This window comes from Roseburia intestinalis L1-82, from assembly GCF_900537995.1.
In the GTDB taxonomy this organism is placed as follows: Bacteria; Bacillota; Clostridia; order Lachnospirales; family Lachnospiraceae; genus Roseburia; species Roseburia intestinalis.
This window is the reverse complement of sequence record NZ_LR027880.1, coordinates 1,865,340-1,890,857: the sequence shown is the minus strand read 5'-3', so window position 1 is coordinate 1,890,857 and position 25,518 is coordinate 1,865,340. Positions and strand designations below refer to the sequence as shown.

Genomic DNA, 25,518 nt, shown 5'->3' with positions numbered 1-25,518 from the left:
TTATTTATCCAAACTGCCCTGCCACTTCCTGACACACCGGCCTTTTTTTGGAATTTTTATTTTTTCTTTTTTGCGGCAAGTTCTTTCATTTCCCGCGCACTTTCTCTTACCTTATCCGTGATTTCAACACCGCCAAGCATACGGGACAGTTCGTCCACGGTTTCTGCCGTATCAAGCCGTCTGATCTTTGAGACGGTTGCGCCGTTTGAGACAGCCTTCTCAATCAGATAATGTGCATCCGCCATCGCAGCGATCTGCGGCAGATGTGTGATACAGATGATCTGGTGTGAACGTCCTAAAAGATTCATTTTCTCGGAAACCATCTGTGCCGTGCGTCCGCTGATTCCACTGTCGATCTCATCAAAGATCAGCGTCTCCACCTCGTCCTGATCGGCAAGCACTGTTTTTATCGCAAGCATAATTCTTGAAAGCTCTCCCCCGGATGCCACCTTTCCAAGCGGACGTACCGGCTCTCCCGGGTTTGTTGAGATCATAAACTCCGCATCGTCGTATCCGTTTGCTGTGTAGTTTGACAGCACGTCAAACCGCATTTCAAATACAACATCTAAAAAGTTCAGATCTTTCAATGCTTCCGTCACTGCAATAACCAGTTTTTCTGCATATTTTTTGCGGATATCGGACACTTTTTCACAGCTTTTCTGCAGTTTTTTCTCCGCGTTTTTTACTTTTTCTTTTAAATCAGCCAGATAAGTATCGTAATCTTTTAACCGGAGCAGCCGTTCCTGTTTCGTTTCACATGCACTTAATATTTCCTCAATAGAACTTCCATATTTTGACTTTAAGTGATTGATCTCATCCAGCCGTTTTTCCAGATGGTAAAACGTCTCCTCGTCAAAATCTGTATCATCCAGATAATCTGCAATCTCCCGGTTAAAGTCATTTAGCAGATTGTCGATCTGTGTAAGCGTTTCTTCCATATCAGCAATTTTCTCATCATACACTGATACGCCCGAAAGTTCCCTTAGCGCACGTCCGGTCAGCTCTGATGCCTGATCCATCCCTCCGGTATACTGATACGCCTGATTGAGTGCTTCCACAATTTTTTTCCCATTGATGAAACGCTTATACTGTGTCTCTAATTCCTCATCTTCTCCCACAGTAAGTCCGGCCTCTTCAATCTCACCGACTTCATATTCCAAAAACGAAACTTCCCTTAAGCGTTCTTCCTCATCCACGTCCGCATCGTTTAACTCTGACACAAGTTTCTTATAGTCCTTATATGCCTCTGCAAGCTCCTTTTTCGGCTGCTCGATCTCTTCCTTTGCATAACTGTCAAGGATCTCTAAATGCTTTTTCTTCGACAAAAGTGACTGATGCTCATGTTGTCCGTGAATGTCAATCAAAACCGAAGCAATTTCTTTTACTTTTGAAGCAGGCACACTCTCGCCATTGACCTTCGAGACACCGCGTCCACCCGTGATCCTGCGGCTTAAGATGACCTCATCATCCTCAGTCTCCACATCAAGCTGCTTTAACACCTGTTTCTGCTTTTCGGTAACAGAAAAAATGAGTTCCACCAGCGCTGGTTTTTCCGGGTCACGCAGCATTTCTTTCTGAACCTTGCCTCCAAGTGCAAGATTGATTGATCCAATGATAATGGACTTTCCGGCACCTGTCTCACCGGACAGGATATTTAATCCCCCGGCAAAATCGACCTCCGACTCATCAATCAGTGCTAAATTTTTCACATGCAGATTTTGTAACATAGAATCTCCTTCCTGCGCATTCCCGCGCATTCTCTCCCGGAAGTATCTCCTCTTTTCTGACAGTCTGTTATTCTTCTACAATTTTGCGCAGCCGTCCCATAACTTCAACAGTTTCCTGTACACTTCTGACTGCACACATGATCGTATCATCCCCGGCAATACATCCCACAACTTCATGCAGATGCATGGCATCAAGTGCCGCAGCCACCGCCATTGCCATTCCTGATACCGTCTTGATAACAAGGATATTCTGTGCCATATCCATGGAAACAAATCCATCGCGGAACACTCTGGTATATTTTTCAGACAGATCTTCGCTTGCCTCCATCAGTGCAACATATTTCTGCCTGCCCCCGTTGACTGCCACCTTTGTCAGCTTCAATTCCCGAATATCCCTCGAAACCGTTGCCTGCGTTACCTGATATCCTTCCCTCTCTAAATAATCCGATAATTCTTCCTGTGTTTCGATGTTATTCTTTTTTATCAGTTCAAGTATTTTTGCCTGTCTCTTTGTTTTCATACTTTCTCCTGTTCTAAAGATAAATCCACTATTATGTATAAGCGCTCATCTTCCTGCGCAATATTTCAAGGAAACTTTCACTGCTCAATTTACAGATCTTTGCCGTATCTTCCGCCCTGCGCACCACAAAACGATCGCCCACTTCCAAACGAACTTTGCTGTCTCCGTCAAAACTGACTTCCACCATCTCGTCTTTCTGGGAGCGACGCTTTCCAAGTTCTACGGTAACCTCCTCATCTGCACTGATCACGATACTTTTTGAGCTTAAGTTATGATCATTGATCGGCGTGATCAGCATCATCTGTGCCTTCGGGTCCACGATCGGACCTCCCGCCGACATATTATATCCTGTAGATCCGGTTGGTGTCGATATAATGATTCCATCTGCGCGGAACGTATTCAGATATTCACCATTGACATAGACGATCAGATTTACCACCGAAAGTGCCCCGGTTCTGTGAATTACCACATCATTAAGTGCGATATCCGCAGGCAGTATCTCACCACCCTTGATCCCGTATCCGCCAAGCATCATCCGCTCTTCGACCATGTAGTCGTCTTTCATGAGCTTGTCAACTGCTGCAAATACGTCTTTTTCTTCCAGCTCACACAGATATCCCAGTGTCCCTAAATTGACACCGATCAGCGGCAGTCTGCTCTTTACCAAAGCTGCTGCGGCACGGATCAACGTACCGTCTCCACCGAGCACCAAAACTCCCTGTGTATTTTCAGGGATATCTTCCCTGTGCGGAGCCGCCTCACCCGGTGTCTCCCCATTGCTGAAAAAAGTGCTGCAGGAACCACCCTTTTTCTCAATGTATTCTTTAATGTGATTGGTCAGCCTCGCCTCAGAATCCTTATAATAGTTTGTGATAATCAGAAAATTTTTCATTTATTTGTCCAGTTCTCCATGTGCCGCATCTACCACTTTTTGTACATCGACAGATTCTTCCACGCCTGCCTGTTCTGCCTCTGCCTCTTTTTTCAGATGCACCAGATACTCAATATTGCCCTCAGGTCCCTTGATCGGCGAATATTCCAGATGAAGCACGGAAAATCCGATTGAAAGTGCGAATGATACGACCTTATCAATTACTTCCTCATGTACGGATTTATCGCGCACAACACCTTTTTTCCCTACTTTTTCTCTTCCCGCCTCAAACTGTGGCTTGATCAGGCACACCATTTCACCGCCATCTGCCAACAGTTCTCTTGCCGGGCCAAGCACCTTCGTCAATGAGATAAATGAAACGTCAACAGATGCAAAATCTAATACATCATCGATATCCTGTGGTGTCACATAACGGATGTTCGTCTTTTCCATGCAGACCACCCGCGGATCCTGTCTTAGCTTCCATGCAAACTGACCGTATCCGACATCGACAGAATACACTTTTTTTGCGCCGTTCTGGAGCATACAGTCTGTAAATCCTCCGGTCGATGCCCCGATATCCATACAGACTTTGTCATTTAATTCTATATCGAAATGCGTCATCGCTTTTTCAAGCTTCAATCCGCCTCTGCTTACATATTTCAGCGTATTTCCCTTTATCTCGATCTTTGCCTCTGTATCAAACATGGAACCTGCCTTGTCCTCGCGCTCATTTTCCACGAACACATTGCCTTCCATGATCATCGTTTTTGCTTTTTCCCTGGACGGTGCCAGTCCTCTGTTTACCAACAATAAATCCAATCTTTCTTTCAATGAATCTGTATCCTTTCTGCCTTATAATGGATGATAAACCTCTTTGATCCGTTTTAATATGGTATCCGCATCAATACCGACTTCGTGGTATAGAATATCCACATTTCCATGCTCCACATACTCATCAGGGATTGCTATATTAAGTACATTCACATAGATTCCCTGTTCGTTATAAAAACGGGTGATATGCTCCCCGAAGCCACCATTTATGACATTCTCTTCCATGGTAACGACCAGTGTATGTTTCGATGCAGCCTCCATTAACATCTGTGTGTCTAACGGCTTTGCAAAACGGGAATTGATAAGACTTGCAGGAATGCCTTCTTCCCTTAATGCCGCATGCACTTTTTCAGCCGTCTTAACCATCGATCCTAACGCAACCAGTGCAATCTCTGATTCACGATAGATCCATTCACTCTTGCCGACGGAAATCGGCTGCCTGTATTCTTTCAACCCGTCATACGCTTCCCCACGCGGATACCGCACTGCGATCGGTGTCGGAAAATCGACGGCATACTTGATCATATCGGAAAGTTCCCATTTATTTTTCGGTGCCATGATCGTCATGTTCGGAATCGCAGACAGATAGGATATATCGAAAATACCCTGGTGTGTCTCTCCGTCACTGCCGACAAGTCCTGCCCTGTCGATTGCAAAAACAACCGGCAGATTCTGAATACACACATCATGCAGGATCTGGTCATATGCACGCTGCAGGAAAGATGAATATACCGCAAATATCGGTTTTAACCCTGCCGCCGCAAGTCCTGCCGCAAACGTAACTGCATGTTCCTCCGCAATTCCAACATCAAAGAAACGACCCGGGAACATATTATGAAAACGTTTGAGTCCCGTACCATCCGTCATAGCCGCTGTGATTGCTACCACTTTTTCATCACGGTCACCAAGCTTGCGCATCACAGTTGAAAAAATATCCGTGTAGTTTGCTTTCACTCTCGGTTTGCTTGGCAATCCGGTCTCAATATCAAACGGCTCCGTACCATGAAATCTTGCCGGATGGCGCTCGGCAGGCAGATATCCTGCACCTTTGTGTGTTAAAACATGTACCATGACCGGGCCTTCAATATTCGACGCTTCTTTCAGCAGTCTTAAGATTCCCTTCATATCACTGCCATCAACCGGTCCTAAATAAATGATGCCCATCTCTTCAAAAAGCATGCCCGGAATAAACAGCTGTTTGATTCCACTCTTCGTCTTACGGATCCGCTCTACCATTTTATTGCCGTAAACCGGAATCTTGTTTAGCGAATTCATCACGCCCATTTTCAGATCCAGATAGGCATCTGCCGTCCGAAAACCGGACAAATATGTCGAGAGTCCACCGACATTTTCAGAAATAGACATATTGTTATCATTCAGCACAATAATAAAATTAGATTTTAACTGTGCCGCATTATTCAGAGCTTCAAATGCCATGCCGCCAGTCAGCGCACCGTCCCCGATCACAGATACGACCTTATAATCCTCGCCCGCGATCTCTCTGGCATGTGCATAGCCTAATCCGGCAGAAATCGAGGTGGAACTGTGTCCCGTATCAAAGCAGTCACAGTCGCTTTCTTTTCGTTTCGGGAAACCGCTCATCCCGCCATATTTGCGGAGTGTATCAAAGTTTTCTCTTCTTCCGGTTAACAGTTTATGTGTGTAGGACTGATGACCAACATCCCAGATCAGTTTGTCCTTTGGCAGATCCAAAAACAGATGAAGCGCCATGGTAAGCTCCACCACACCCAGATTTGACGCCAGGTGTCCACCGGTAACCGATATTTTCTGAATTAAAAATTCACGGATCTCATCCGCTAATATCTCTAACTCTTCCTCTGAGAGTTCTTTGATATCATTTTCTTTTTTTATTTTTTCCAATATCATACTGACTTCCTCTGTTTCCCGGTTCTCTTTTTGTACCGATTTATTCAGGATATAATGAGCGCAAGAGAGTCAATATGCCTGCATGATTGACGAACGGCGAATTGGATCATGTGCTGTTTTTGCACAGGATATAATGAGCGCAAGAGAGTCAACATGCTCGCATGATTGACGAACGGCGAATTATTTTTCACGCGAAATCAGATAGCGCAATAATTCTGTCAGGAATTCATTTTTCACAACCAGTGTCTCCATCTGTGCGATCGCCTTTTCCGAAAGGTCTGCAACATCCTGTTTTGACTTCTCGATTCCTTCATACGTCACATAGGTGCTCTTGTGATTCTTCTCATCACTGCCGATCGGCTTTCCAAGCACTTCCATCGTACTTGTCACATCGAGGATATCATCCTGTATCTGGAATGCAAGCCCGACTTTTGATGCCACCGCTTCCACGATCTTCTGTTCACTTCCGGTCGCCCCAGCAAGAACAGCTCCAATCATCATGGACGCCTCGATCAGCGCACTTGTCTTGAGACGATAGATAAAATCAAGTTTTTCTTTTGTCATATCACAGGTATTCTCAGACTCAACATCCACTGTCTGTCCGCCGACCATTCCATAAATTCCCGCTTTTGCAGACAAAATACGGATTGCTTTTCCAATTCCCGGATTCTGTGGTTCGATATCCAGTGCCTTCGCCGCCGTCTCAAATGCATATGTCAAAAGAGCATCCCCGGCAAGGATCGCCATTGCCTCCCCATACACCACATGTGTTGTCTTTTTGCCACGGCGGTATTCATCATTGTCCATCGCCGGAAGATCATCATGCACCAGTGAATATGTATGTATCATCTCGATTGCAGCCATAAACGGCTCGATTACTTTCGATTTTCCGCCAAACAGCCGGTAAGTCTCTAACATAAGAATCGGCCGTAATCTTTTTCCTCCTGCAAGAAAACTGTAATTCATTGCTTCGATCACAGTTTTCTGGTATCCCTTTTCCTCTGGCAGATAGGAAGTTATGATCTGTTCTGCCTCATCTGTATGTCTGCCTATTTCCGCTTTGATATCCATATCTGCTCCTCCATATGCACCGTCTGCATCTTAAAAATCTTCCAGTTCCCCTTTGGCATTTAAAATCTGCATCTTTTTCTCTACGGTATCTAACATCACATTGCACTCTTTTAGTTTTTCCACACCGCTCTGATACAGCAAAAATGACTGTTCCAGTGAAATCTCCGGCTGTTCCATCTGTTTTAAAATATCCTCAAGCTCTGCAAAATTATCTTCCAGCGCAGGCTTGTTTTTTGTTTCATCGCTCATGCAAAACCTCCGTCACCTCTGCCTCTAACGCACCTTTTAACAGGCGGATTTTCACACGGTCACCCGCTTTCACACCCTCTGCATCTGTAAGTGTATGCCCGTTTTCATCTGTCACATAAGAATATCCCTGTGCAAGTTTTTTTACCGGCGACACACCCTCTAATCTTTCCGAAAGCAGCGCCAGCTTATGCCTGCGCAGCTCAATCATATGCTCCATGCGGTTTCTTAGCTGTTCTTCCAGATCTGCCGCATATTTTCTTTTTTCGCGCAGCTGCCCCTCAGGGCTCAGATAGGAAAGTCTGTCCTTTGCATGTTCTAATTCTTTTCGCATCTGCTGGATGCGCTGCATATTCAATAAGAACATCCGCTCTTTGATCTCGCCAAGTCTTCCCTCCACTGCCGCATAATCAAACACTGCAAGTTCTGCTGCTGCCGACGGCGTCGGTGCCCGCAGATCTGCCACAAAATCAGCGATCGTCCAGTCTGTTTCATGACCGACTGCTGAAATAACCGGAGTTTCACACTCAAAAATGGCTCGCGCTACCTCTTCCTCATTGAACGCCCACAGATCTTCAATCGAACCACCGCCCCTGCCGACAATCATGACATCCACCCCAAGCGCATCTAACGCATGGATTCCATTTACAATACTCTCTACAGCACCATCCCCCTGCACTAAAGCAGGGTATAAAATCAGCTGCACAAACGGGTTACGTCTCGCAGAAATATTGCGGATATCCTGCACCGCAGCACCGGTCGGTGCTGTCACAACTCCGATCTTCATTGCATACGGCGGGATCGGCTGTTTGTATTCTGCCGCAAACATTCCCATTTCTTCTAATTCCTGTTTCAGAGCTTCAAACTTCTGGTAAAGGTTTCCCGCACCGTCAAGTTCGATTTCTCTTGCATAGATCTGATACTTTCCATCACGCTCGTATACTTCCACCGAACCCGTCACGACAACCTGGTCGCCTTCTTTCATCTGGAACTTCAGACCTTTTCTGCTGCCCGCAAACATCACTGCGTTAAGCGTCCCGGCTGCATCCTTGATCGTAAAATAGATATGACCGGACGTATGATATTTGCAGTTAGACACTTCTCCCTTTACACTGATCCGCTGTAACATAAAATCCTGGGCAAACATATTTTTGATATATGTATTGACCTGCCCTACGGAATATACGTTTTTCATCATACCAGTTTTGCCAGTACACCATTTACAAACGAAGGTGAATTATCTGTGCCGTACTGTTTTGCCAGTTCCACCGCCTCGTTGATTGCAACTTTCGCCGGTACATCTTCCTCATACAGCATTTCATACACTGCCAGACGGATCAATGTCAGATCAACTTTTCCCATTCTTCCTGTTTTCCAGCCTTCTGATACCTCATTGATCTTCGCGTCAATCTCCTCAAGCTTTTCAGAAATCTTTTCTACTTTTTCAAAAATATATGTCTTGTCTTTTTCTTTCCAGTTGCAGGCATCATCCTCACACAATGCAATCTGCTCTGACATCTCTTCCTGATTATAAAATTCCACACGGAACAGCATTTTAAATACCTGCTCTCTTATCTCTCTTCTGGTCATATTCTTTTCTTCTGTCATCCTTTCTTCTTGTATTCTTTTACGCATAAGGAAAAAGGATGTCGCTTAAGACACCCTCTTTTCTTAGAATAGCATTATTTATTGTTGCCCATGTCCACACTTGCGATACGGATGTTCACTACGGATACTTCAAGTCCTGTCATATTTTCAATCGCATTTTTTACTCTGTCCTGTACTTTGGCAGATACCTCCGGAATGGAATAACCATAAGAGATATTCAGCGCAACGTCCACATTGACGGTTCCCTCAAGCACCTCTACTCGAATGCCTTTGGAAAGATTCTTCATGCCAAGCTTACTAACAAGTTCATTTGTAATGTTGCCAGCCATGGAACCTACCCCTTCAACCTCTGTAGCGGCAAGCCCTGCAATGATGGCAACTACTTCATCTGCTATCTTCACTTCTCCCAAATTACCATCCTTTATTTTAAATGTTTTTCTATCCTCACCCATCGCTAATTGCCTCCTAAGTGATATTATAAACTTATTATAACAGACTATTCTTGTTTTGGAAACTAAAATTTGTATAAAACCGGGATTATCTGTCAGAATGGTAGTATCTTTATCTTTAAATCAGTTTGATATAGACATCTAACTGCTCTTCTTACAATTCTGCCACTAAATCTGCAAATTCTCCGAGCTCTCCTCGTACCGCATAGGTTTCCAGGGCATTGTAATAATCCAGTCGATTTTCTTTTGCGATAGATACCGGCCATTCCCAACTGGCAGAACATGCCCCGCACCACTGATCCGTACTTCCTGATTCCGGTAAATACCACCAACTATAATATTTTCTGTCAAAATTGCATGAATATCCTTTACAATAGGTTCATCCAGTATTTTTCCTTCCGCAATGCACTTTTTAACATACTGATACGCCTTCTTGTGATTGACAACTTCATATATTTCACGCAGTTCTTTTCCGCCTACAGATATTCCATCTTCCAGTACTACCTTGGTTTCCATCAGCGTCAATGTATTACCTTCTATAGCTGTGGAATTATGTGTAAAAGTTAATTCAAAGTCTTTTTCATAGGAAGATAATATTGGCTTTGCACAGTTTTTGACTTTGAGTCATTTCGATAGTATGGCTCATGTGAACGTTAATACTTATCATAACCTAACTGATCGTCCATTTCGGCTTCTAACATTCCCTGAATTGTACTAGCCAGCAAATTTTTAAAGCGCCTTATATATCATTAACAGTTTCTATGCAAAAGTAGTTATTTTTTTAAACAAGAAGATTAAAGTGAAGAAACACCAGAATCGACATCCACCGAATCTAGCGTTTCTTTATCATAGAATCATTTTACAGCCCTTTGCTTTTACTCGTCCTTATAAGTATTTCTTACATTTTTAAGCTTTGTCTGTCCAGATACTGCTATTCCAACAACATCTAACACATCTACTTCTAATCCAGGATAGTACGGATAAAATCTATTTTGTTTCCATTGACTAACGGTCATATCTCCAGAAGCCTTTTTGAAAACCATTCATATGCTTGATCCAAGCAAGAAACGGCATCTCTACAAAATGTAATATTATATTTAGAATTATTCCGTATATAATAACAGTCAAAATAATATTGTGACATTTCTATTTTTGTTGTATCATATACAAATTTAATATCTGGATAATATACATCAACATTTGCAGAATAGATATATCCATTTTTCATCTCGTAAATCCATAATAAATCATCAAGACAACTTGATGATTTCAAATACCGAACCCAATCTTAAAAAAATAACTGCATCACAACACCTCTTTTTTACGCAAAAAAAGAGAAGAAAGTTTTCACGTTCTTCTCATATTTTTGTCATATCAGAGTTCTATTTTCTTTTGTTTTTTGGAGTGTGTATGCTACACACTATCTACACACTTTCGCTATCAAAATATGTGCCATTTTATACAATTTTATAATTTTCTGAAGCAAACCAAATACGGCTCTAAGTCTCTATTTCCGGGAAGACGACCTTATTTCCCTACAATCTCCGCCGTATCAATGAACTCATACGGTGTCGTCTGGTACACATAATAGTTCAGCCAGTTTGAGTAGAGGATATTCCCATGTGACCGCCACTCCAGCCTCGGCTTTTTCGTATCATCATCATCCGGATAATAGTTGACCGGGAGATCGATCGGCAGTCCTTTTTCTTTATCACGTTTGTACTCCTTGTCAAGTGTGACACGGTCATACTCCGGGTGTCCCATGACGAAAATGCGTCTGCCTTCGTCTGCGATTGCAAGGAACACACCTGCCTCATCAGACTCGGCAAGAATCGTCAGATCCGGTATTTTACGGATATCTTCCGCTCTCACTTCTGTATGTCTGGAGTGCGGTGCCATAAAATAATCGTCAAAGCCGCGGACTAACGGCACTTTGCGGTTCATGACATGATGTTCAAACACCCCGAATACCTTTTTGTCCAGCAGATGCTTTTTCAATCCATAATGATAATAAAGTCCTGCCTGTGCACCCCAGCATAAATGCATCGTAGATGTCACATGTGTTTTCGTCCATTCAAAAATATCACACATTTCCTTCCAGTAGTCCACTTCCTCAAATTCCATCTGTTCCACCGGAGCCCCTGTGATGATGAGTCCGTCAAAATAACGGTTTTTTACTCCATCAAACGTCTCGTAGAATTTGTTTAAATGGCTCATGGATGTGTTTTTTGACTCATGGGACGATACTGTGATAAATGTCACATTGATCTGCAGCGGTGTGTTCGACAGCGAACGCAAGAGCTGCAGCTCTGTGTCTTCTTTTAACGGCATTAAATTCAGGATTCCAATCTCAATAACGCGGATATCCTGATGTGTTGCTCGACTTTCATCCATAACAAATATATTTTCCTTCTCCAATATCTCTTTCGCCGGTAAATCACTCTGTGTTTTAATTGGCATAACATTCTCCATTCTCTGAGCAACTTGTTGCGAAGCGGCGACGGAAATTTCAAATTTCTGTCTGCCATAAAAGATATTTGTTTTGCTCAGAAACAAATATCTGTGTGGCAAATAAGCTATCGAGCTTATTTGCCACACTATTCTCCATTCTCTGCGCTGATTCCAAGCAGTACAAACAGTTCTGCTTCCGTGAGCACCGTGATTCCAAGTTCCTGTGCCTTTGTCAGTTTGCTGCCCGCACTCTCTCCTGCAACAACATAATCTGTCTTTTTCGATACGGATCCTGATACTTTTCCGCCGTATTTCTCCACCAGTTCCGCCGCTTCTTTTCTTCCAAGTGTCGGCAGTGTACCTGTGATGACAACTGTTTTTCCACTGACTGCCGAATCGATCGTCTCGGTCTCTTCCGCTTCCATGTTCACACCTAAAGACTTTAGTCGGGCGATCATTTCTTTATTTTTTTCATCATGGAAGAAACGGAAAATGCAGTCTGCGCTGACTTCCCCGACATCGTCCACCTCCATCAGGGCATCCCTGTCAGCATCCTCTAAATCAAGGATCGAAGGAAAACGTTTCATGATCGTCTTTGCGGCAGCTTTTCCAACATTCGGAATACCAAATCCGGTCAGAAGCATGTATGCATCATTTTCTTTTGCCTTTTCGATTGTTTCTAAAAGCTTGTCTGTATTCTTTTCTTTTCCGATAATACCCTGTTCGATCAACTCTTCCCTGTGATCTTTCAGTTCAAATATATCGGCAATATCCTTAATATACCCCAAACGAACAAGTTCTTCAATATAAACTGTACCAAATCCCTTGATATCCATGGCATCCCTGCCGACAAAGTTAATGATATGACGTTCTAACTGTGCCGGACAGTTTGGTGAAGTACACTTGATATCCGCAGTATCTTTTTCACGTTCCGTCTTTGCACCGCAGACCGGACAGACATCCGGAATCATAAAACGCTTCCAGCCGTCCGGTCTTTTTTCCTTGCGGACTTCTTTTACTTTCGGAATGATCTCTCCGGATTTGTAAACCACGATCGTATCGCCAATGCCGACATCTAAATCATCAATGAAATCCTGATTGTGCAGTGTTGCCCTTGAAACAGACGTTCCACACAGGCGCACCGGCTCAAACACGGCAGTCGGTGTGATCCTTCCGGTCCTTCCAACGGAAAGTTCAATATCAAGCAGTTTTGTTTCCTTTTCTTCCGGCGGATATTTGTATGCGATTGCCCATTTTGGAACTTTTGATGTATTTCCGAGCAGTTCCCTGTCCGAATAGCGGTTGATCTTAATGACCGCACCATCGATATCGTAGCCGAGATTTCCACGGTTTTCTCCGATCGCTGTAATTGCATTCCAGACTTCATCCGCTGTTTTGCATACTTTGTAATCTTCGATGATCGGGATGCCCTGTCTCTTTAAAAATTCATATCCCTGCGTGTGAGTCATAATGTCCATGCCACGCACCTGCTGGATATTAAATACAAACATGGAAAGTTTTCTCTCTTTTGTCACGCGGCTGTCAAGCTGACGCAGCGTTCCTGCTGCGCAGTTTCTCGGATTTGCAAAAATCTTTTTTCCAAGCAGTTCCTGCTGTTCATTGACTCTGTCAAAATCTTCATTTTTCATGTAGACTTCCCCACGGATCTCCAAATATTCCGGTTTGTCCTTTAATTTCTTTTTGACATCTGAGATCACTTTTGCGTTCGCGGTCACATCCTCGCCAAAATTCACACCATCACCGCGCGTCAATGCAAGTGAAAGATCGCCATTTTCATAACGCAGCGCCATGGACAGCCCATCAATCTTATATTCGACCACAAACTCCGGATCATCAAGCTGCTCTTTCATCTGCTCTACAAAATCAACGACCTCTTCTTTTGAGAAAACATCCTGAAGACTTAACATCGGCACATTGTGATGCACTAAGACTCCGGCAGTCCGCTTTGCCGTGCCGCCGACATGCTGTGTCGGAGAATCTTTTGTCACCAGTTCCGGATGCTCTTTTTCTAATTTTTTCAACTGCTGCATCAGCATGTCAAATTCATAATCAGAGATCTCAGGACTGTCCTGATTATAATATCTGTCACTGTGATAATTGATCTTATCCCTTAACTCTTTGATCTGTTCTTCCGGTGTCATCTGTCTCCTCCATCCCGTCCGTGAATCACTGTCGTATTTGATGAATCTTTTACCAGCCTCATCAACTCTTTATATTCCTGCGGAGTTACCTCGCGGTAAGTTCCGGCTTTTAAATCTCCCAGTTCAATATTCATGATACGGGTTCTTACCAGTTTTTCCACTCTATACCCAAAATATTCACACATGCGCCGGATCTGACGGTTCAATCCCTGTGTCAGTATAATGCCAAACTGCCTTTTCCCGATCCTCCATACTTTGCATTTGCGCGTCGTGGCATTTAATTCCACCAGTGGAACTCCTCCTGCAAGTCCACGCAGGAAACTGTCGGTCACGGGCTTGTTGACCGTGACGATATATTCTTTTTCATGCATATTTCCGGCACGCATGATGCGGTTTACAATGTCACCATTGTTTGTCATAAGCAATAAGCCTTCGGAATCTTTGTCCAGCCTTCCAATCGGATAAATCCGTTTCGGATAATTGATGTAATCCACGACATTATTCTTTTCCCTCTTTTCAGCGGTACATACAATTCCGGTTGGCTTGTGAAATGCCAGAAGTATCATTTCCTCTTCTTTTTTTACCGGCTTTCCGCAAAAAAGAACCGTCTGGTCTGGCAATACTTTTGCTCCCATGGAAGCAACCACACCATCTATCGTCACATTTCCTGCTTCTACCTGACGGTCCGCCTCTCTTCTTGAGCACACGCCTGCCTCGCTGAGATATTTATTGATTCTGACTGGCTCCTGCATTTTTCACCTTTCTCTTTCTGCACAAAAGCGGAGACTTATCTTTAAAGTCTCCGCCATTTCTACTGTGGCTACAAGTCTGTTACTAAAAATGTGCCATCCATTGTATATTGAACATTTACTGTAACAGGGAAGTCTTAATATAACCGGTCTGTCCATTCCAGGTTACCTTTGTCCATCCCTCTGCATAGCTCATAACTACCGTGACCTTCTCACCGGAAAAAGCTGTTCCGATCTTGCTGTCGTTCTCGCTCATTCCCGAACGGATATTTATGGAATCACTCAGCGTAATGACTGTTCCCTCAGCTATAAAATTGCTTGTGGTCGTCTGCTCTTCATTTCCACCGTTATCTGAATCAGAATCGGAATTTTTCGTTGTAAGATACTCTGTCTTAATATATCCGGTCTGTCCGTTATAATTTACAACACTCCACTCTCCATCTGTACCTGTTCTTGTAAGTGCTGTGCCTTTCTCTAACGTTCCAATTTTATCGGATTCTGTATCTGCGGCTGCTCTGACATTTACAGTATCTACTGCATAAACGGTATCCGGCTCACCCTGTGTCGGTGTATCTTCCGCCGGCTGCTCCGTATTCTCCTCCGGTGTCTCAGTCTGCTCTGATTCTGTTGTTTCTTCCGGAGCCTGCTCTGTGCTCTCTGTCTCGGTATTCTGGCTGACGATCGTGCCTGCCCACTCAGTGATCGCATTCGGAATCGTCGTGGAGATCATCTCACTTAACTTATCATCCGAAGCAATGGCCGTGTCATATTTACCCTGTACTTCTTTCTGAAGTGTATTGACATCTTCGCTGTCCTCGTACTCACTGATCAGGTTCTGAATGCTTGTATCTAACGCATTTTCTTTAATCTTTAAATTGTACTGGCTGTAAAGGTTATCAATGTATACACTGCCATCTTCATTCGTGCGCACATAGAAGAAATCCAGTCCCGGCGCAACCGTATCTACATCTTTAAATTTCACTTCAACATAAACGGATACAAGATAAGAAGATGCATCAAGCCCCTGTTTTGTGTAGCATTTGATATTCTGGTATGCATCTACATACTGGCTGAATACGGAAATATAACTTTTTTCATTTTCAGACAGCGGGGTTGCGATTGTTGAAAGTGTATCCGTGTCTCCCGCTGCATATGCGGTATAGTACTGGTTGATCAGTGTATTTACATCTTCATGTGCATCCACCTCAAACTCCTGTTTTGCGTCATCTGATGCCTCTGAAGCTACCTCTGTTGCCGCAACATTCTGTCCATTCTGTGGCTGTTTCGGAGATCCGACCTTTACTAAAATAAGTACCATTGCAAGGAACAATACCCCTGCTGTAATATAACGCACATTCTGTTTTATAAATGTAAGAATCTTATTTGTTTCTTTATTGCCTGTCTCTTTATTTTCTGTATCTTTTTTTAATTTATCATCAACATTTGAAGAAGCCATCGTATTTTCCATCCCTTTCCTTTTGTTGTATAAAACGCCATAAAATATGTAACAGGCGTAACATATAACATGCCGCCTGCTATCTGACTGTCAAAATGCACCCGGCGGGAATCGAACCCGCATTGCCGGAGTCGGAGTCCGGTGTTCTATCCATTAGACTACGGTTGCCTGCTCTTACTATTATAAGGGATCTGCAGCATAAAAAAAATGTTACTTTTTTACGCACGTTTTATCATAGCAGACCATAAAATAATTGTCAACAAAAAATGCCGGTGCAGGTTACGGCATTCTTCCTCATGCGTGTATTTTCCTGCTTTCCGGCATTTCTTAAAATTTAATGAAGATATTTTAACATGCGATCCATCAGATCTTTTTTCTCACTTTCAGATTCTTTTCCCATCATGACTGCCACCCACACTGCGGTCTTTGATATTTTCCCTTCGCCCAGAAAACGGATATCCTCTTCGCTCTCGCTGTTTTCGCGGTACCGGCTCACAACCCGGTTTAATTTCGAAAATATCTCCATCAGTCTGCCAAAATCATTTTCTCTTTCTAAAATCATGGTTTCGCCATGATTTCTTTCTTCCCCCGCGGTTGCAATGATCTGCATGCACAGATGCAATTCACCCGTGATATCAGATGCCTCCATTAATACATCCGGTCTTTTTTCTCTTGTCTCCAAAAAAATTTTCTTTGCCAGATCAACATCGCGGTTTCTGAAACATTCGGCAAGACACCTTTTTAATTCACCGGTCTCTGCCTTTTCTCCAAGCATTCCCACTTTGCACTCATATACACGCAGCTTTTTCACTGTAACCCACACAAGCAGGAGAAATTCGGAAATAAATCCAAATACTCTTTTATGGTAGGCATCTTCCCCCGTTTCTAATTCGATCCGCTCTGCCACCTCAAAGAAAATGGAAAACAGCCAGGATGCATATTCATCAAATAATATTTTTGAAGTGACAAGGATATTTCCAAAATAAGTCTGTCTGCCATTTACAAGCTGTTCAAATGCATCCGCATATTCCGGATATTTCTCTGTAATGACCTTTCCTGTCATCTCCAGTGCCCGTATATTGTGGTTTGCCAAAAATCCGTCGTAATAAGAATTGTTTAACAGGACTTTTTTGGTCGTGACCAGATCGTATTTTCTTAACAGTTCCCGGTATTCCTTCTCCGTATAGATCTGTTCTTTTTCGTTGATCAGATACCGTCTGTAATGGCAGGTGCCGACATAATCGGCATCATGGCAGTTTTTCCAGATCCAGTAAAACCCGGTCAGCTCACTGTAATAACAGTTCAGCGCTGAGATCTGTTCTCCCGTATCATCCCCCAAATATCCCAGATTCTCCCCGCATGCCCTTCCGACATGAAGCGGTACATAAAGCGGATCCGGCAGGGGTGTAAATTTTTTGTGTGTCATGGTATATATGCGCATGGACATGATGTGTCCTCCTTTGTATTCCTGTTGATACAATTTTTTTTACATCATCTGCTAATAAACTATACCACAACTATCCTGTTTTTTTAACCGATCCCGTGTTCTTTTTTTATCATTTCTTTCATCCCGGTTAAAATATCCGCTGATCTTTTCAACTGCATTTTTTCTTCCTCGTCCAGTGAGATCGGTATCACGTTCTCCACACCGTCCTTTCCGACAATGGCAGGCATGCTGATCACAATATCTTTCATTCCGTAAATGCCATGCATCATGGAAGATACCGGAAGGATCGACTGTTCATTTCGGATGATACATTCACAGATCCGCTTTACCGCCATCGCAATCCCATAATAGGTCGCATGCTTGCGTTCAATGATCTCGTAAGCGCTGTTTCTTACTTTTTCATAGATACGGTTTTCGGATTCCTCATGCATAAAATGACCACGCATTTCGCAAAAATCACTCAGACGGACACCGGAAATATTCGCATTGGACCATGCGGCAAGTTCACTGTCTCCGTGTTCCCCGATGATAAACGCATGCACACTGCGGTTATCTACCCCTAAATGCTCCCCGATCAGATATTTTAACCGGGCGGTATCAAGCACTGTCCCGGAACCGATCACGCGGTGTTCAGGGAAACCGGAAAGTTTCAGTGCCGTGTAGGTAAGGATATCGACCGGATTGGATACGATAAGAAGGATTCCCTCACAGCCGCGCTTTGCGATCTCCGGGATGATCTGTTTGTATATCTCCACATTTTTGTGGATCAGATCAAGCCGCGTCTCATCCGGCTTCTGGTTTGCACCCGCCGTGATGATAATAATTCCGGCATCTACAATGTCATCATAGTCCCCGTCATATATTTTTACCGGTCTTGCAAATGGAAGTCCGTGGCTTAGATCCATCGCTTCCCCCTCCGCCTTCGCGTGATCTGCATCAATCATGACCATCTCCGAAAAAATACCGCTCTGCATCAGCGCAAATGCCGATGATGCGCCCACGAATCCGCAGCCGATCATTGCCGCTTTTCTGATATTCATTTTGTCCATATGATTTTCCTGCTTTCTGCCGCATGAATGTGGCTTTTTCTCATAGTGTTTCCTGTTTGCCGGAAAATTTATGCAGCTATTTTTCTTTTATGTATCCGGAACGAAAATGAATTCCATACCCGGCAAAATCTACACGAAAAAAGGATGCCGCCAAACGACGACATCCCATATCCTCTTACGCAACAACATCCTCAAACTGTGAATTATAAAGATTTGCATAAAATCCATTTTTTTCAAGCAGTTCTTCGTGATTTCCCTGCTCCACGATATCCCCGTCCTTCATGACAAGGATCAGATCCGCATTGCGGATCGTTGAGAGTCTGTGTGCAATGACAAAACTGGTTCTGCCACGCATCAGATTATCCATCGCTTTCTGGATTGTGACCTCGGTTCTCGTATCAACCGAAGATGTTGCCTCATCGAGGATCAAAATCTTATTGTCCGCAAGGATTGCCCTTGCGATCGTAAGGAGCTGCTTCTGTCCCTGTGAAACATTGCTTGCATCCTCATTTAATTCCATCTGGTAACCACCCGGAAGTGTCTTAATGAAGTGGTCAGCATGTGCCGCTTTCGCCGCTGCAATGACCTCTTCATCTGTAGCTTCTAAACGTCCGTAACGGATATTTTCCATGATCGTTCCCTTAAACAGCCAGGTATCCTGCAATACCATTCCAAACGCATCTCTTAATTCCCTGCGGTTAAAATCCCTGACATCATGACCGTCTAATTTGATGGAACCGCTGTTTACATCATAAAAACGCATCAGAAGCTTTACCATCGTAGTCTTTCCTGCGCCGGTCGGCCCAACGATTGCAATCTTCTGCCCCGGTTTGACATGTGCACTGAAATCTTTGATGATCGTCTGATCCGGGTTGTAACCAAACTGTACATGATCAAAATCGACGGTTCCGGTTACGGCACTCACATCTGCCGGATGTTCTACGGTCTGATCTTCCTCTTCCTCATTTAAAAACTCAAACACACGCTCAGATGCTGCCGCCATCGACTGTACCTGATTGATGACCTGTGCAATCTGCTGGATCGGCTGTGTGAAGTTTTTTACATACTGGATAAATGCCTGGATATCACCGATCGTGATCGTTCCACGGATTGCAAGCAGTCCACCGGATAAAGCCACTGCTGCGTAACCGAGGTTTCCGACAAACATCATGATCGGCTGCATCATACCTGACAAAAACTGTGATTTCCATGCGGACTGATATAAAATCTCATTGGTGCGGTTAAATTCCTCAATCGTGTCTTTCTCACGGTTGAATGCCTTGATGACTAAATGCCCGCCATAAACCTCCTCGACCTGTCCATTGATATGACCTAAATATTCCTGCTGGTCTTTGAAGTATTTCTGGGATTTTTTGACCACAAATGAGATCAGTGCCATGGAGATCGGCAGGATCACGATTGCAATCAGCGTCATTAACGGGGAGATACTTAACATCATGATCAGCACCCCGACTAAGGTTGCAACCGACGTGATGATCGTTGTGATACTCTGGTTTAATCCCTGTCCTAAGGTATCGACATCATTGGTGATTCTCGATAAAACTTCTCCGTAAGTACGGCTCTCAAAATACTTCATCGGCATGCGGTTGATTTTCCTGGAGATTTCTTTACGCATGCGGTAGCAGATCTTCTGCGTTACACCGGTCATAATCCAGCCCTGGATAAAGTTAAATGCCGCACTGCACACATAAAGCCCTAACACAAATAAAAGGATCTGTCCGATATAGGTAAAATCGATGCTTCCCGTGCCCTGGATCTTTGCCATCAGTCCTTCGGAGAGCGCTGTGGTTGCCTTTCCTAAAGTCTTAGGCCCGATTACATTAAATACCGTGGAAGCCGCCGCAAAAATCATGACTACAATAATTGCAGCTTTAAAATTTCCAATGTAAGATAACAGTTTTCCCAGAGAACTCTTTAAATCCTTCGGTTTTTCTCCCGGCTGCATGCCGCGCCCCATCGGTCCTCTGCCACGGTGCTGCATTCTAACTTTTTCTCTTTCATTACTCATTGACAGACACCTCACTTTCCTCTATGCCAAGTTCTTTTGCCGAAAGCTGTGAACGGGCGATCTGCTGGTATGTCTCACAGTTTTTCAGCAATTCTTCATGCGTACCTTTTCCGACGATCTTTCCATCATCAAGCACAAGGATCTGTTCTGCGTGTAAAATTGTACTAATTCTCTGCGCTACAATGATGACTGTGCTGTCTTTTACTTTCGATGCCAGTGCTTTTCGAAGTGCCGCATCCGTCTTTAAGTCAAGTGCAGAGAAACTGTCATCAAACACATAGATTTTCGGCTGTTTTGCAATCGCACGTGCAATGGCAAGACGCTGCTTTTGTCCACCGGAAACGTTGCTTCCACCCTGTGCGATATCACTGTCGTATTTCTCCTGTTTCTCCTCAATAAAATCGGCTGCCTGTGCGATCGCTGCTGCCTCTTTGATCTCCTCATCCGAAGCATCACGTTTTCCAAAACGCAGGTTTGACGCAATCGTACCGGAAAACAGTACACCTTTCTGCGGCACAAAACCGATTTCTTCCCTCAAATCTTCCATACGGATATTCCGGATATCCTGACCGTCTAAGGTAACACTTCCGCCTGTGACATCATAAAGTCTTGGAATCAGGTTGACCAGCGTGGATTTTCCACATCCGGTACTTCCGATGATTGCCGTTGTCTTACCCGGCTCCGCTGTAAAATCAATATCCTCCAACACATCTGCCTCCGCTCCCGGATAGCGGAAGCTGACATGTGAAAAACGGATCACACCTTTGTGTTCTCTTAATTCTTCCGGATTTTTTGCATCTTCTATGGAAGACTCTGTGCGGATAACCTCATCGATACGTTCTGCTGCCACTGCTGCACGCGGAAGCATGATCGACATTGCTGTCAGCATTAAAAATGCCATAACGATCATCATCGCATAGGTGATGAATGCAGTCATGGAACCGACCTGCATGGAACCGGCATCGATTTTGTGCGCGCCTACCCATACGATACCTACGGTCAGAAGATTCATAATCAGCATCATACCCGGCATCATAAATGTCATGACACGGTTTGTAAACAGCATGGTCTTTGTCAGATCTTTATTTGCAGCATCAAAACGTTTTTCTTCCTCTGTTTCCCTGCCGAATGCACGAATGACGGAAAGTCCTGTTAAGATCTCTCTGGATACCAGATTGATCTTATCGACCAGTTTCTGCATCAGCTTAAAACGAGGCATTGTAACAGACATCAATACCATGACATAGCCAAGGATCACAAGGATTGCCAGAATAATGATCCATCCCATTCCTGCTCCTGTCTGGATGATTTTTAATACACCTCCGATGCCAAGAATCGGCGCATAGGCAACCATACGGATCATCACTGCAGATACCATCTGAATCTGCTGGATATCATTCGTACTTCTGGTAATTAAAGATGCAGTGGAAAAATGATCCATCTCCGCGTTAGAAAAACGAACCACCTGTCCAAATATCTTTCCTCGCAGGTCACGTCCGATTCCGGCACCAATGCGCGCGCCAAAGAATCCGACCAGAACCGTTGCCACACCCATAAGAAGTGCCATCGCAACCATTCTGCCACCGGCTGACCAGAGATAGGATGTCTGTACCTTATCAATATCCACTCCTGCCGCTGTATCACAGCTTACCGCATATGCAATTCCCATCGATTTTACCAGAGAACTTCCCATGGTATCAATCGTATCAGAAACGGTAGCGCGCATGGATAGGATCTGTTCCTCTGTCATAGCCCCTGATGCTTTCATAGCTGCAAAGACTGTGCGCATATCCACACAATTTGTTACCATAGTATTTCCGTCGTCATCCTCGACCTCTTTCTCAAAAGATGTAAGCGGCACTCCCATGGACTCCCCGATCTGCTCGATACTCATGTTATCAAGCATCGCCTGATCCATTCCGGTCTGTTTTGCCACACTCTCTTTAAATGTCTGCTCATCCACCGATGACATCTGATAGTTCATCAGAAGAGGAAGAAGCAGCGTATCATCCAGTTCATCTAACTGTTTTTTATCTGTAACGGTCAGACGGTAAACATCTCCGTCCTTTTCGTAACTGTTTTCCCAGCTTTCCTTCTCCTCATCGGTCATAAAAAGCTGTGCCAGTGTAAACTCGTCCTCCGTTACTGCCTCCGGCAGCACATGCTCCACACCTTTGTTCTGGATTCCGACATCAATAATATCCGATGTGTATGCCGGAAGAGACAGATCACACCACGCCTGTACAACTAACAGTGCAACAACAATGATCAGTCCCTTCCAGTACGGGAGCATATTTTTAAATATTTTGCTCATGTCCTATTCTCCTTTTTGTCTCATTTTTCGGTCTTCGATTTCTTCCCTCGACGCCTCGTAAAGCTCATTCAGGCAATCGATCAGCTGTTCCATGTCATCCCGGTCTATTTTTGAGATGACTGCATGCGCAAAGCTGCTCATGATCTGCTCGCACTCTTCCTGCTTCTGTTCCCCGGATGCCGTCAGCTTCACATAAGTATTGCGCCTGTCTGCTTTGTTGACGTCGCGCTCAATGTATCCTTTATCTTCCAACGTCTTTAAGGTGCGTGAAACTGCAGGTCCCTTCGCTTTCAGCTTTGCGGTCAATTCGGAAACCGTCAGTTCTTCCTTTTCCCCACTGCAGTGCTTGATCGCCGCCATCGTCATGCCCTCAAGTTTCGTGATATCCGGCACCAGATCACCCATATGCAGTTTGTGAAACTGATACAGCGCAAAAAAAAATCTTGTAAATAAATCATCCATTCCTGTTTTTCTCACCTCATTATTTAACATTGTTATATATTTTCTTTGTTATTTATTTACAGTGGCATATATTAACACAGGGAAGATACCACGTCAAGTATCTTCCCTGCACTTTATCCATTCTTTATATTTTCTTTATTTTTTATTCACATCCCTCATGCAGCATAGCGAGCGTTTGCTGCATTTCTTCCAGTTGAAACTGTCCCGGTGCACTTTTCTTTCCATGCGACGCAAATGTCACACAGGAACCAAAAGTTTCTCCGCTCACTCTGCTGACTGCCCCCAGTTTTCCCATGGACACGGTAATGATCGGTGTTTCCTGATTTTCACTGTGAAATTCAGAAGTAACGGCAAGCAGCCGCAATACATCTTCCGTTGTTTTTGGAGTCACAACAAGTTTGACAATATCCGCACCTCCTTCACACATATGGTCAAGCAGCATCCGCATTACATCTATCTGCGGTGTTCCTTCCAGATCATGATGTGATGCCACAACTTTCTTCCCCTTTTTTTGAATTTCCCGGATCCGCTTTGCCGCATGTTCCTCCTCAAAAAATTCCAGATCGATCAGATCCACACATTCTGACTCTGCCGCAAGATCGTGCAGATCATTTAATGTTTCCCGGTCAACCGACACCACTCCACCCTGTTTTGCAGTACGAAATGTATACAAAAACAGTTTTTTCTTTAATAAAGGCGCTATCTGCTGCAATATTTCCCGCACTTCATTGTAGTCGGTGTAATGTTCAAATGCATCCAGCCTCCATTCGATCATGTCTGCATCCGATTTCACGAGATATTCCACTTCTTTTATAACTTCTTCTTTCGTTTTTTCGAGAACCGGAACGCATATGAGCGGACGTCCCGTTCCGACCTCTGTTCCTTTTATTTTCATGCCAGACACCTCCCTGCCATCTCACAATCATCTTCTTTTTTCATTATAACCAACCCCCTCCTGTTATGCAAATATTTGACATCTTCTGCAATATCATTTAATATAATTTTTGATTTTAGCGCTTAGAATGGAGTTTTTAGTGTGAAAAATAAGTTTGATAGCTTATTTTTCGCAATAAGTTGCTCAGAAATGAGGATTATTATGAGTTTTACATTTTTAAACCAGCTTCCTTCTCCGGCAGAGATCAAACGTGATTTTCCGCTGTCAGAAGAATTAAAACAGTTAAAAAAAGAACGGGATGCTATGATCTCCGACGTTATCACCGGAAAAGATGACCGTTTTCTCGTTATCATCGGACCTTGTTCCGCAGACCGGGAGGACGCTGTCTGTGATTATGTCAGCCGCCTCACAAAAATCCAGGAGGATGTTGCCGACCGTCTGATCATCATTCCGCGTGTTTATACAAATAAGCCGCGTACTACCGGCGAGGGCTATAAGGGTATCGCCTCCCAGCCGGATCCGGAAAAAGCGCCTGACATGATCGAAGGTCTGATTGCCATGCGTAAAATGCACATCCGTGCGATTAAAGAGAGCGGTTTAACCTGTGCAGATGAGATGCTCTACCCGGAAAACTGGGGATATGTCGAAGATCTTCTCTCCTACGTTGCCATCGGTGCACGTTCTGTCGAGGATCAGCAGCACCGTCTGACGGTCAGTGGTTTTGATGTCGCATCCGGTATGAAAAACCCGACCAGCGGCGACTTTTCTGTTATGCTCAACTCCGTATATGCGGCACAGCACCCACATCATTTCGTATACCGTGGTTACGAAGTGGAGACAAGCGGCAACCCGCTGACACATGTTGTTCTGCGCGGCGCAGTCAGCAAACACGGTAACTCCACACAGAATTACCACTACGAAGATCTGATCCGTCTGTGTGACATGTACGAAAAAATGGATCTTGTCAATCCGGCAGCCGTTGTGGACGTAAACCATTCCAACTCCGGCAAAAAATATAAAGAACAGATCCGTATCGTAAAGGAAGTCATGCACAACCGTCAGGTTTCTTCTGAAATTCAGAAGATGGTAAAAGGTGTTATGATCGAGAGTTATATCGAGGAAGGCTCCCAGAAGATCGGCGAACACATCTACGGTAAATCCATCACGGATCCTTGCCTTGGCTGGGAAGATTCCAAAAATCTGATTTATACGATTGCAGATATGTGCCGTTAAGATTTTTTACCTGTACCGGCAGCTTCTTGAAATCTCATAATGAAAAAAGGAACTCCAT

Annotated in this window: 22 protein-coding genes and 1 tRNA gene; 1 reads left to right on the top strand and 22 read right to left on the bottom strand. The window is 44.1% G+C overall.

Going from position 1 to position 25,518, the window contains the following annotated elements; genetic code table 11:
- Positions 1-56 precede the first annotated feature (56 nt).
- The 22 genes from recN to aroD all read right to left on the bottom strand — a co-directional run bounded on the left by recN (position 57) and on the right by aroD (position 24,227).
- Positions 57-1,727: a DNA repair protein RecN gene (gene recN, locus RIL182_RS08845; RefSeq protein WP_044999160.1), complete on the bottom strand. Its 1,671-nt coding sequence runs from the start codon at positions 1,725-1,727 to the stop codon at positions 57-59.
- A 67-nt stretch (positions 1,728-1,794) separates the two neighbouring features.
- On the bottom strand, positions 1,795-2,247 hold the full coding sequence (argR, locus tag RIL182_RS08840; RefSeq protein ID WP_006857654.1) for an arginine repressor: 453 nt from the start codon (positions 2,245-2,247) through the stop codon (positions 1,795-1,797).
- A gap of 31 nt (positions 2,248-2,278) precedes the next feature.
- Positions 2,279-3,139 (bottom strand): NAD(+)/NADH kinase, encoded by an 861-nt coding sequence (locus RIL182_RS08835; RefSeq protein WP_006857653.1) that lies wholly within the window; start codon positions 3,137-3,139, stop codon positions 2,279-2,281.
- On the bottom strand, positions 3,140-3,952 hold the full coding sequence (locus RIL182_RS08830; RefSeq protein WP_022112841.1) for a TlyA family RNA methyltransferase: 813 nt from the start codon (positions 3,950-3,952) through the stop codon (positions 3,140-3,142).
- Between the two features lie 21 nt (positions 3,953-3,973).
- Positions 3,974-5,839: a 1-deoxy-D-xylulose-5-phosphate synthase gene (gene dxs, locus RIL182_RS08825; RefSeq protein ID WP_134523243.1), complete on the bottom strand. Its 1,866-nt coding sequence runs from the start codon at positions 5,837-5,839 to the stop codon at positions 3,974-3,976.
- Between the two features lie 180 nt (positions 5,840-6,019).
- Positions 6,020-6,910, bottom strand: a complete 891-nt coding sequence (locus tag RIL182_RS08820) for a polyprenyl synthetase family protein (RefSeq protein WP_006857650.1) — start codon at positions 6,908-6,910, stop codon at positions 6,020-6,022.
- A 30-nt stretch (positions 6,911-6,940) separates the two neighbouring features.
- A complete protein-coding gene (gene xseB, locus RIL182_RS08815) occupies positions 6,941-7,159 on the bottom strand; it encodes an exodeoxyribonuclease VII small subunit (protein ID WP_006857649.1) in 219 nt (72 codons plus the stop codon).
- Positions 7,149-8,354: an exodeoxyribonuclease VII large subunit gene (gene xseA, locus RIL182_RS08810; RefSeq protein WP_015560647.1), complete on the bottom strand. Its 1,206-nt coding sequence runs from the start codon at positions 8,352-8,354 to the stop codon at positions 7,149-7,151. Before xseA ends, xseB begins: the two co-directional genes overlap by 11 nt.
- The gene (nusB, locus tag RIL182_RS08805; RefSeq protein WP_044999158.1) at positions 8,351-8,746 is read right to left on the bottom strand and encodes a transcription antitermination factor NusB; all 396 of its coding nucleotides are present in this window, start codon (positions 8,744-8,746) and stop codon (positions 8,351-8,353) included. Before nusB ends, xseA begins: the two co-directional genes overlap by 4 nt.
- A gap of 92 nt (positions 8,747-8,838) precedes the next feature.
- A complete protein-coding gene (locus RIL182_RS08800) occupies positions 8,839-9,216 on the bottom strand; it encodes an Asp23/Gls24 family envelope stress response protein (protein ID WP_006857647.1) in 378 nt (125 codons plus the stop codon).
- Between the two features lie 165 nt (positions 9,217-9,381).
- A complete protein-coding gene (locus tag RIL182_RS08795; RefSeq protein WP_006857707.1) occupies positions 9,382-9,729 on the bottom strand; it encodes a hypothetical protein in 348 nt (115 codons plus the stop codon).
- A gap of 1,011 nt (positions 9,730-10,740) precedes the next feature.
- Complete coding sequence (gene metA / locus RIL182_RS08785; RefSeq protein WP_015560648.1) at positions 10,741-11,673, bottom strand: homoserine O-acetyltransferase MetA; 933 nt, start codon at positions 11,671-11,673, stop codon at positions 10,741-10,743.
- 137 nt (positions 11,674-11,810) lie between these two features.
- Positions 11,811-13,826: an NAD-dependent DNA ligase LigA gene (ligA, locus tag RIL182_RS08780; protein ID WP_006857645.1), complete on the bottom strand. Its 2,016-nt coding sequence runs from the start codon at positions 13,824-13,826 to the stop codon at positions 11,811-11,813.
- Positions 13,823-14,578 carry a 23S rRNA pseudouridine(2604) synthase RluF gene (gene rluF, locus RIL182_RS08775; protein WP_006857644.1) on the bottom strand — a complete coding sequence of 252 codons (756 nt, stop codon included), beginning with the start codon at positions 14,576-14,578 and terminating at the stop codon, positions 13,823-13,825. The genes ligA and rluF overlap by 4 nt, the downstream gene beginning before the upstream one ends.
- 115 nt (positions 14,579-14,693) lie before the next feature.
- Positions 14,694-16,031, bottom strand: coding sequence for an SH3 domain-containing protein (locus RIL182_RS08770; RefSeq protein WP_242655579.1), 1,338 nt, complete (start codon positions 16,029-16,031; stop codon positions 14,694-14,696).
- A 96-nt stretch (positions 16,032-16,127) separates the two neighbouring features.
- A tRNA-Arg gene (locus RIL182_RS08765) sits at positions 16,128-16,199 on the bottom strand.
- A gap of 166 nt (positions 16,200-16,365) precedes the next feature.
- A complete protein-coding gene (locus RIL182_RS08760) occupies positions 16,366-17,478 on the bottom strand; it encodes a DUF4422 domain-containing protein (RefSeq protein ID WP_015520619.1) in 1,113 nt (370 codons plus the stop codon).
- 83 nt (positions 17,479-17,561) lie between these two features.
- Positions 17,562-18,527 (bottom strand): L-lactate dehydrogenase, encoded by a 966-nt coding sequence (locus RIL182_RS08755; protein ID WP_006857642.1) that lies wholly within the window; start codon positions 18,525-18,527, stop codon positions 17,562-17,564.
- Between the two features lie 175 nt (positions 18,528-18,702).
- Positions 18,703-20,556, bottom strand: coding sequence for an ABC transporter ATP-binding protein (locus tag RIL182_RS08750; protein WP_006857641.1), 1,854 nt, complete (start codon positions 20,554-20,556; stop codon positions 18,703-18,705).
- Complete coding sequence (locus RIL182_RS08745; RefSeq protein WP_134523241.1) at positions 20,549-22,870, bottom strand: ABC transporter ATP-binding protein; 2,322 nt, start codon at positions 22,868-22,870, stop codon at positions 20,549-20,551. The genes RIL182_RS08750 and RIL182_RS08745 overlap by 8 nt, the downstream gene beginning before the upstream one ends.
- Positions 22,871-22,873: 3 nt before the next feature.
- Positions 22,874-23,362, bottom strand: coding sequence for a MarR family winged helix-turn-helix transcriptional regulator (locus tag RIL182_RS08740; protein WP_006857639.1), 489 nt, complete (start codon positions 23,360-23,362; stop codon positions 22,874-22,876).
- A gap of 112 nt (positions 23,363-23,474) precedes the next feature.
- Positions 23,475-24,227: a type I 3-dehydroquinate dehydratase gene (gene aroD / locus RIL182_RS08735; protein ID WP_006857638.1), complete on the bottom strand. Its 753-nt coding sequence runs from the start codon at positions 24,225-24,227 to the stop codon at positions 23,475-23,477.
- 201 nt (positions 24,228-24,428) lie between these two features.
- Between aroD and RIL182_RS08730 the strand changes: the two genes are divergently transcribed.
- Positions 24,429-25,460 carry a 3-deoxy-7-phosphoheptulonate synthase gene (locus RIL182_RS08730; protein ID WP_015520616.1) on the top strand — a complete coding sequence of 344 codons (1,032 nt, stop codon included), beginning with the start codon at positions 24,429-24,431 and terminating at the stop codon, positions 25,458-25,460.
- Positions 25,461-25,518 lie beyond the last annotated feature (58 nt).

Coding starts and splice junctions, on each gene's coding strand:
- recN (WP_044999160.1), bottom strand. CDS start 1,727: ATGTTACAAAATCTGCATGTGAAAAATTTAGCACTGATTGATGAGTCG.
- argR (WP_006857654.1), bottom strand. CDS start 2,247: ATGAAAACAAAGAGACAGGCAAAAATACTTGAACTGATAAAAAAGAAT.
- RIL182_RS08835 (WP_006857653.1), bottom strand. CDS start 3,139: ATGAAAAATTTTCTGATTATCACAAACTATTATAAGGATTCTGAGGCG.
- dxs (WP_134523243.1), bottom strand. CDS start 5,839: ATGATATTGGAAAAAATAAAAAAAGAAAATGATATCAAAGAACTCTCA.
- RIL182_RS08820 (WP_006857650.1), bottom strand. CDS start 6,910: ATGGATATCAAAGCGGAAATAGGCAGACATACAGATGAGGCAGAACAG.
- xseB (WP_006857649.1), bottom strand. CDS start 7,159: ATGAGCGATGAAACAAAAAACAAGCCTGCGCTGGAAGATAATTTTGCA.
- xseA (WP_015560647.1), bottom strand. CDS start 8,354: ATGATGAAAAACGTATATTCCGTAGGGCAGGTCAATACATATATCAAA.
- nusB (WP_044999158.1), bottom strand. CDS start 8,746: ATGACCAGAAGAGAGATAAGAGAGCAGGTATTTAAAATGCTGTTCCGT.
- RIL182_RS08800 (WP_006857647.1), bottom strand. CDS start 9,216: ATGGGTGAGGATAGAAAAACATTTAAAATAAAGGATGGTAATTTGGGA.
- RIL182_RS08795 (WP_006857707.1), bottom strand. CDS start 9,729: ATGGAAACCAAGGTAGTACTGGAAGATGGAATATCTGTAGGCGGAAAA.
- metA (WP_015560648.1), bottom strand. CDS start 11,673: ATGCCAATTAAAACACAGAGTGATTTACCGGCGAAAGAGATATTGGAG.
- ligA (WP_006857645.1), bottom strand. CDS start 13,826: ATGACACCGGAAGAACAGATCAAAGAGTTAAGGGATAAGATCAATTAT.
- rluF (WP_006857644.1), bottom strand. CDS start 14,578: ATGCAGGAGCCAGTCAGAATCAATAAATATCTCAGCGAGGCAGGCGTG.
- RIL182_RS08770 (WP_242655579.1), bottom strand. CDS start 16,031: ATGGCTTCTTCAAATGTTGATGATAAATTAAAAAAAGATACAGAAAAT.
- RIL182_RS08760 (WP_015520619.1), bottom strand. CDS start 17,478: ATGTCCATGCGCATATATACCATGACACACAAAAAATTTACACCCCTG.
- RIL182_RS08755 (WP_006857642.1), bottom strand. CDS start 18,527: ATGGACAAAATGAATATCAGAAAAGCGGCAATGATCGGCTGCGGATTC.
- RIL182_RS08750 (WP_006857641.1), bottom strand. CDS start 20,556: ATGAGTAATGAAAGAGAAAAAGTTAGAATGCAGCACCGTGGCAGAGGA.
- RIL182_RS08745 (WP_134523241.1), bottom strand. CDS start 22,870: ATGAGCAAAATATTTAAAAATATGCTCCCGTACTGGAAGGGACTGATC.
- RIL182_RS08740 (WP_006857639.1), bottom strand. CDS start 23,362: ATGTTAAATAATGAGGTGAGAAAAACAGGAATGGATGATTTATTTACA.
- aroD (WP_006857638.1), bottom strand. CDS start 24,227: ATGAAAATAAAAGGAACAGAGGTCGGAACGGGACGTCCGCTCATATGC.
- RIL182_RS08730 (WP_015520616.1), top strand. CDS start 24,429: ATGAGTTTTACATTTTTAAACCAGCTTCCTTCTCCGGCAGAGATCAAA.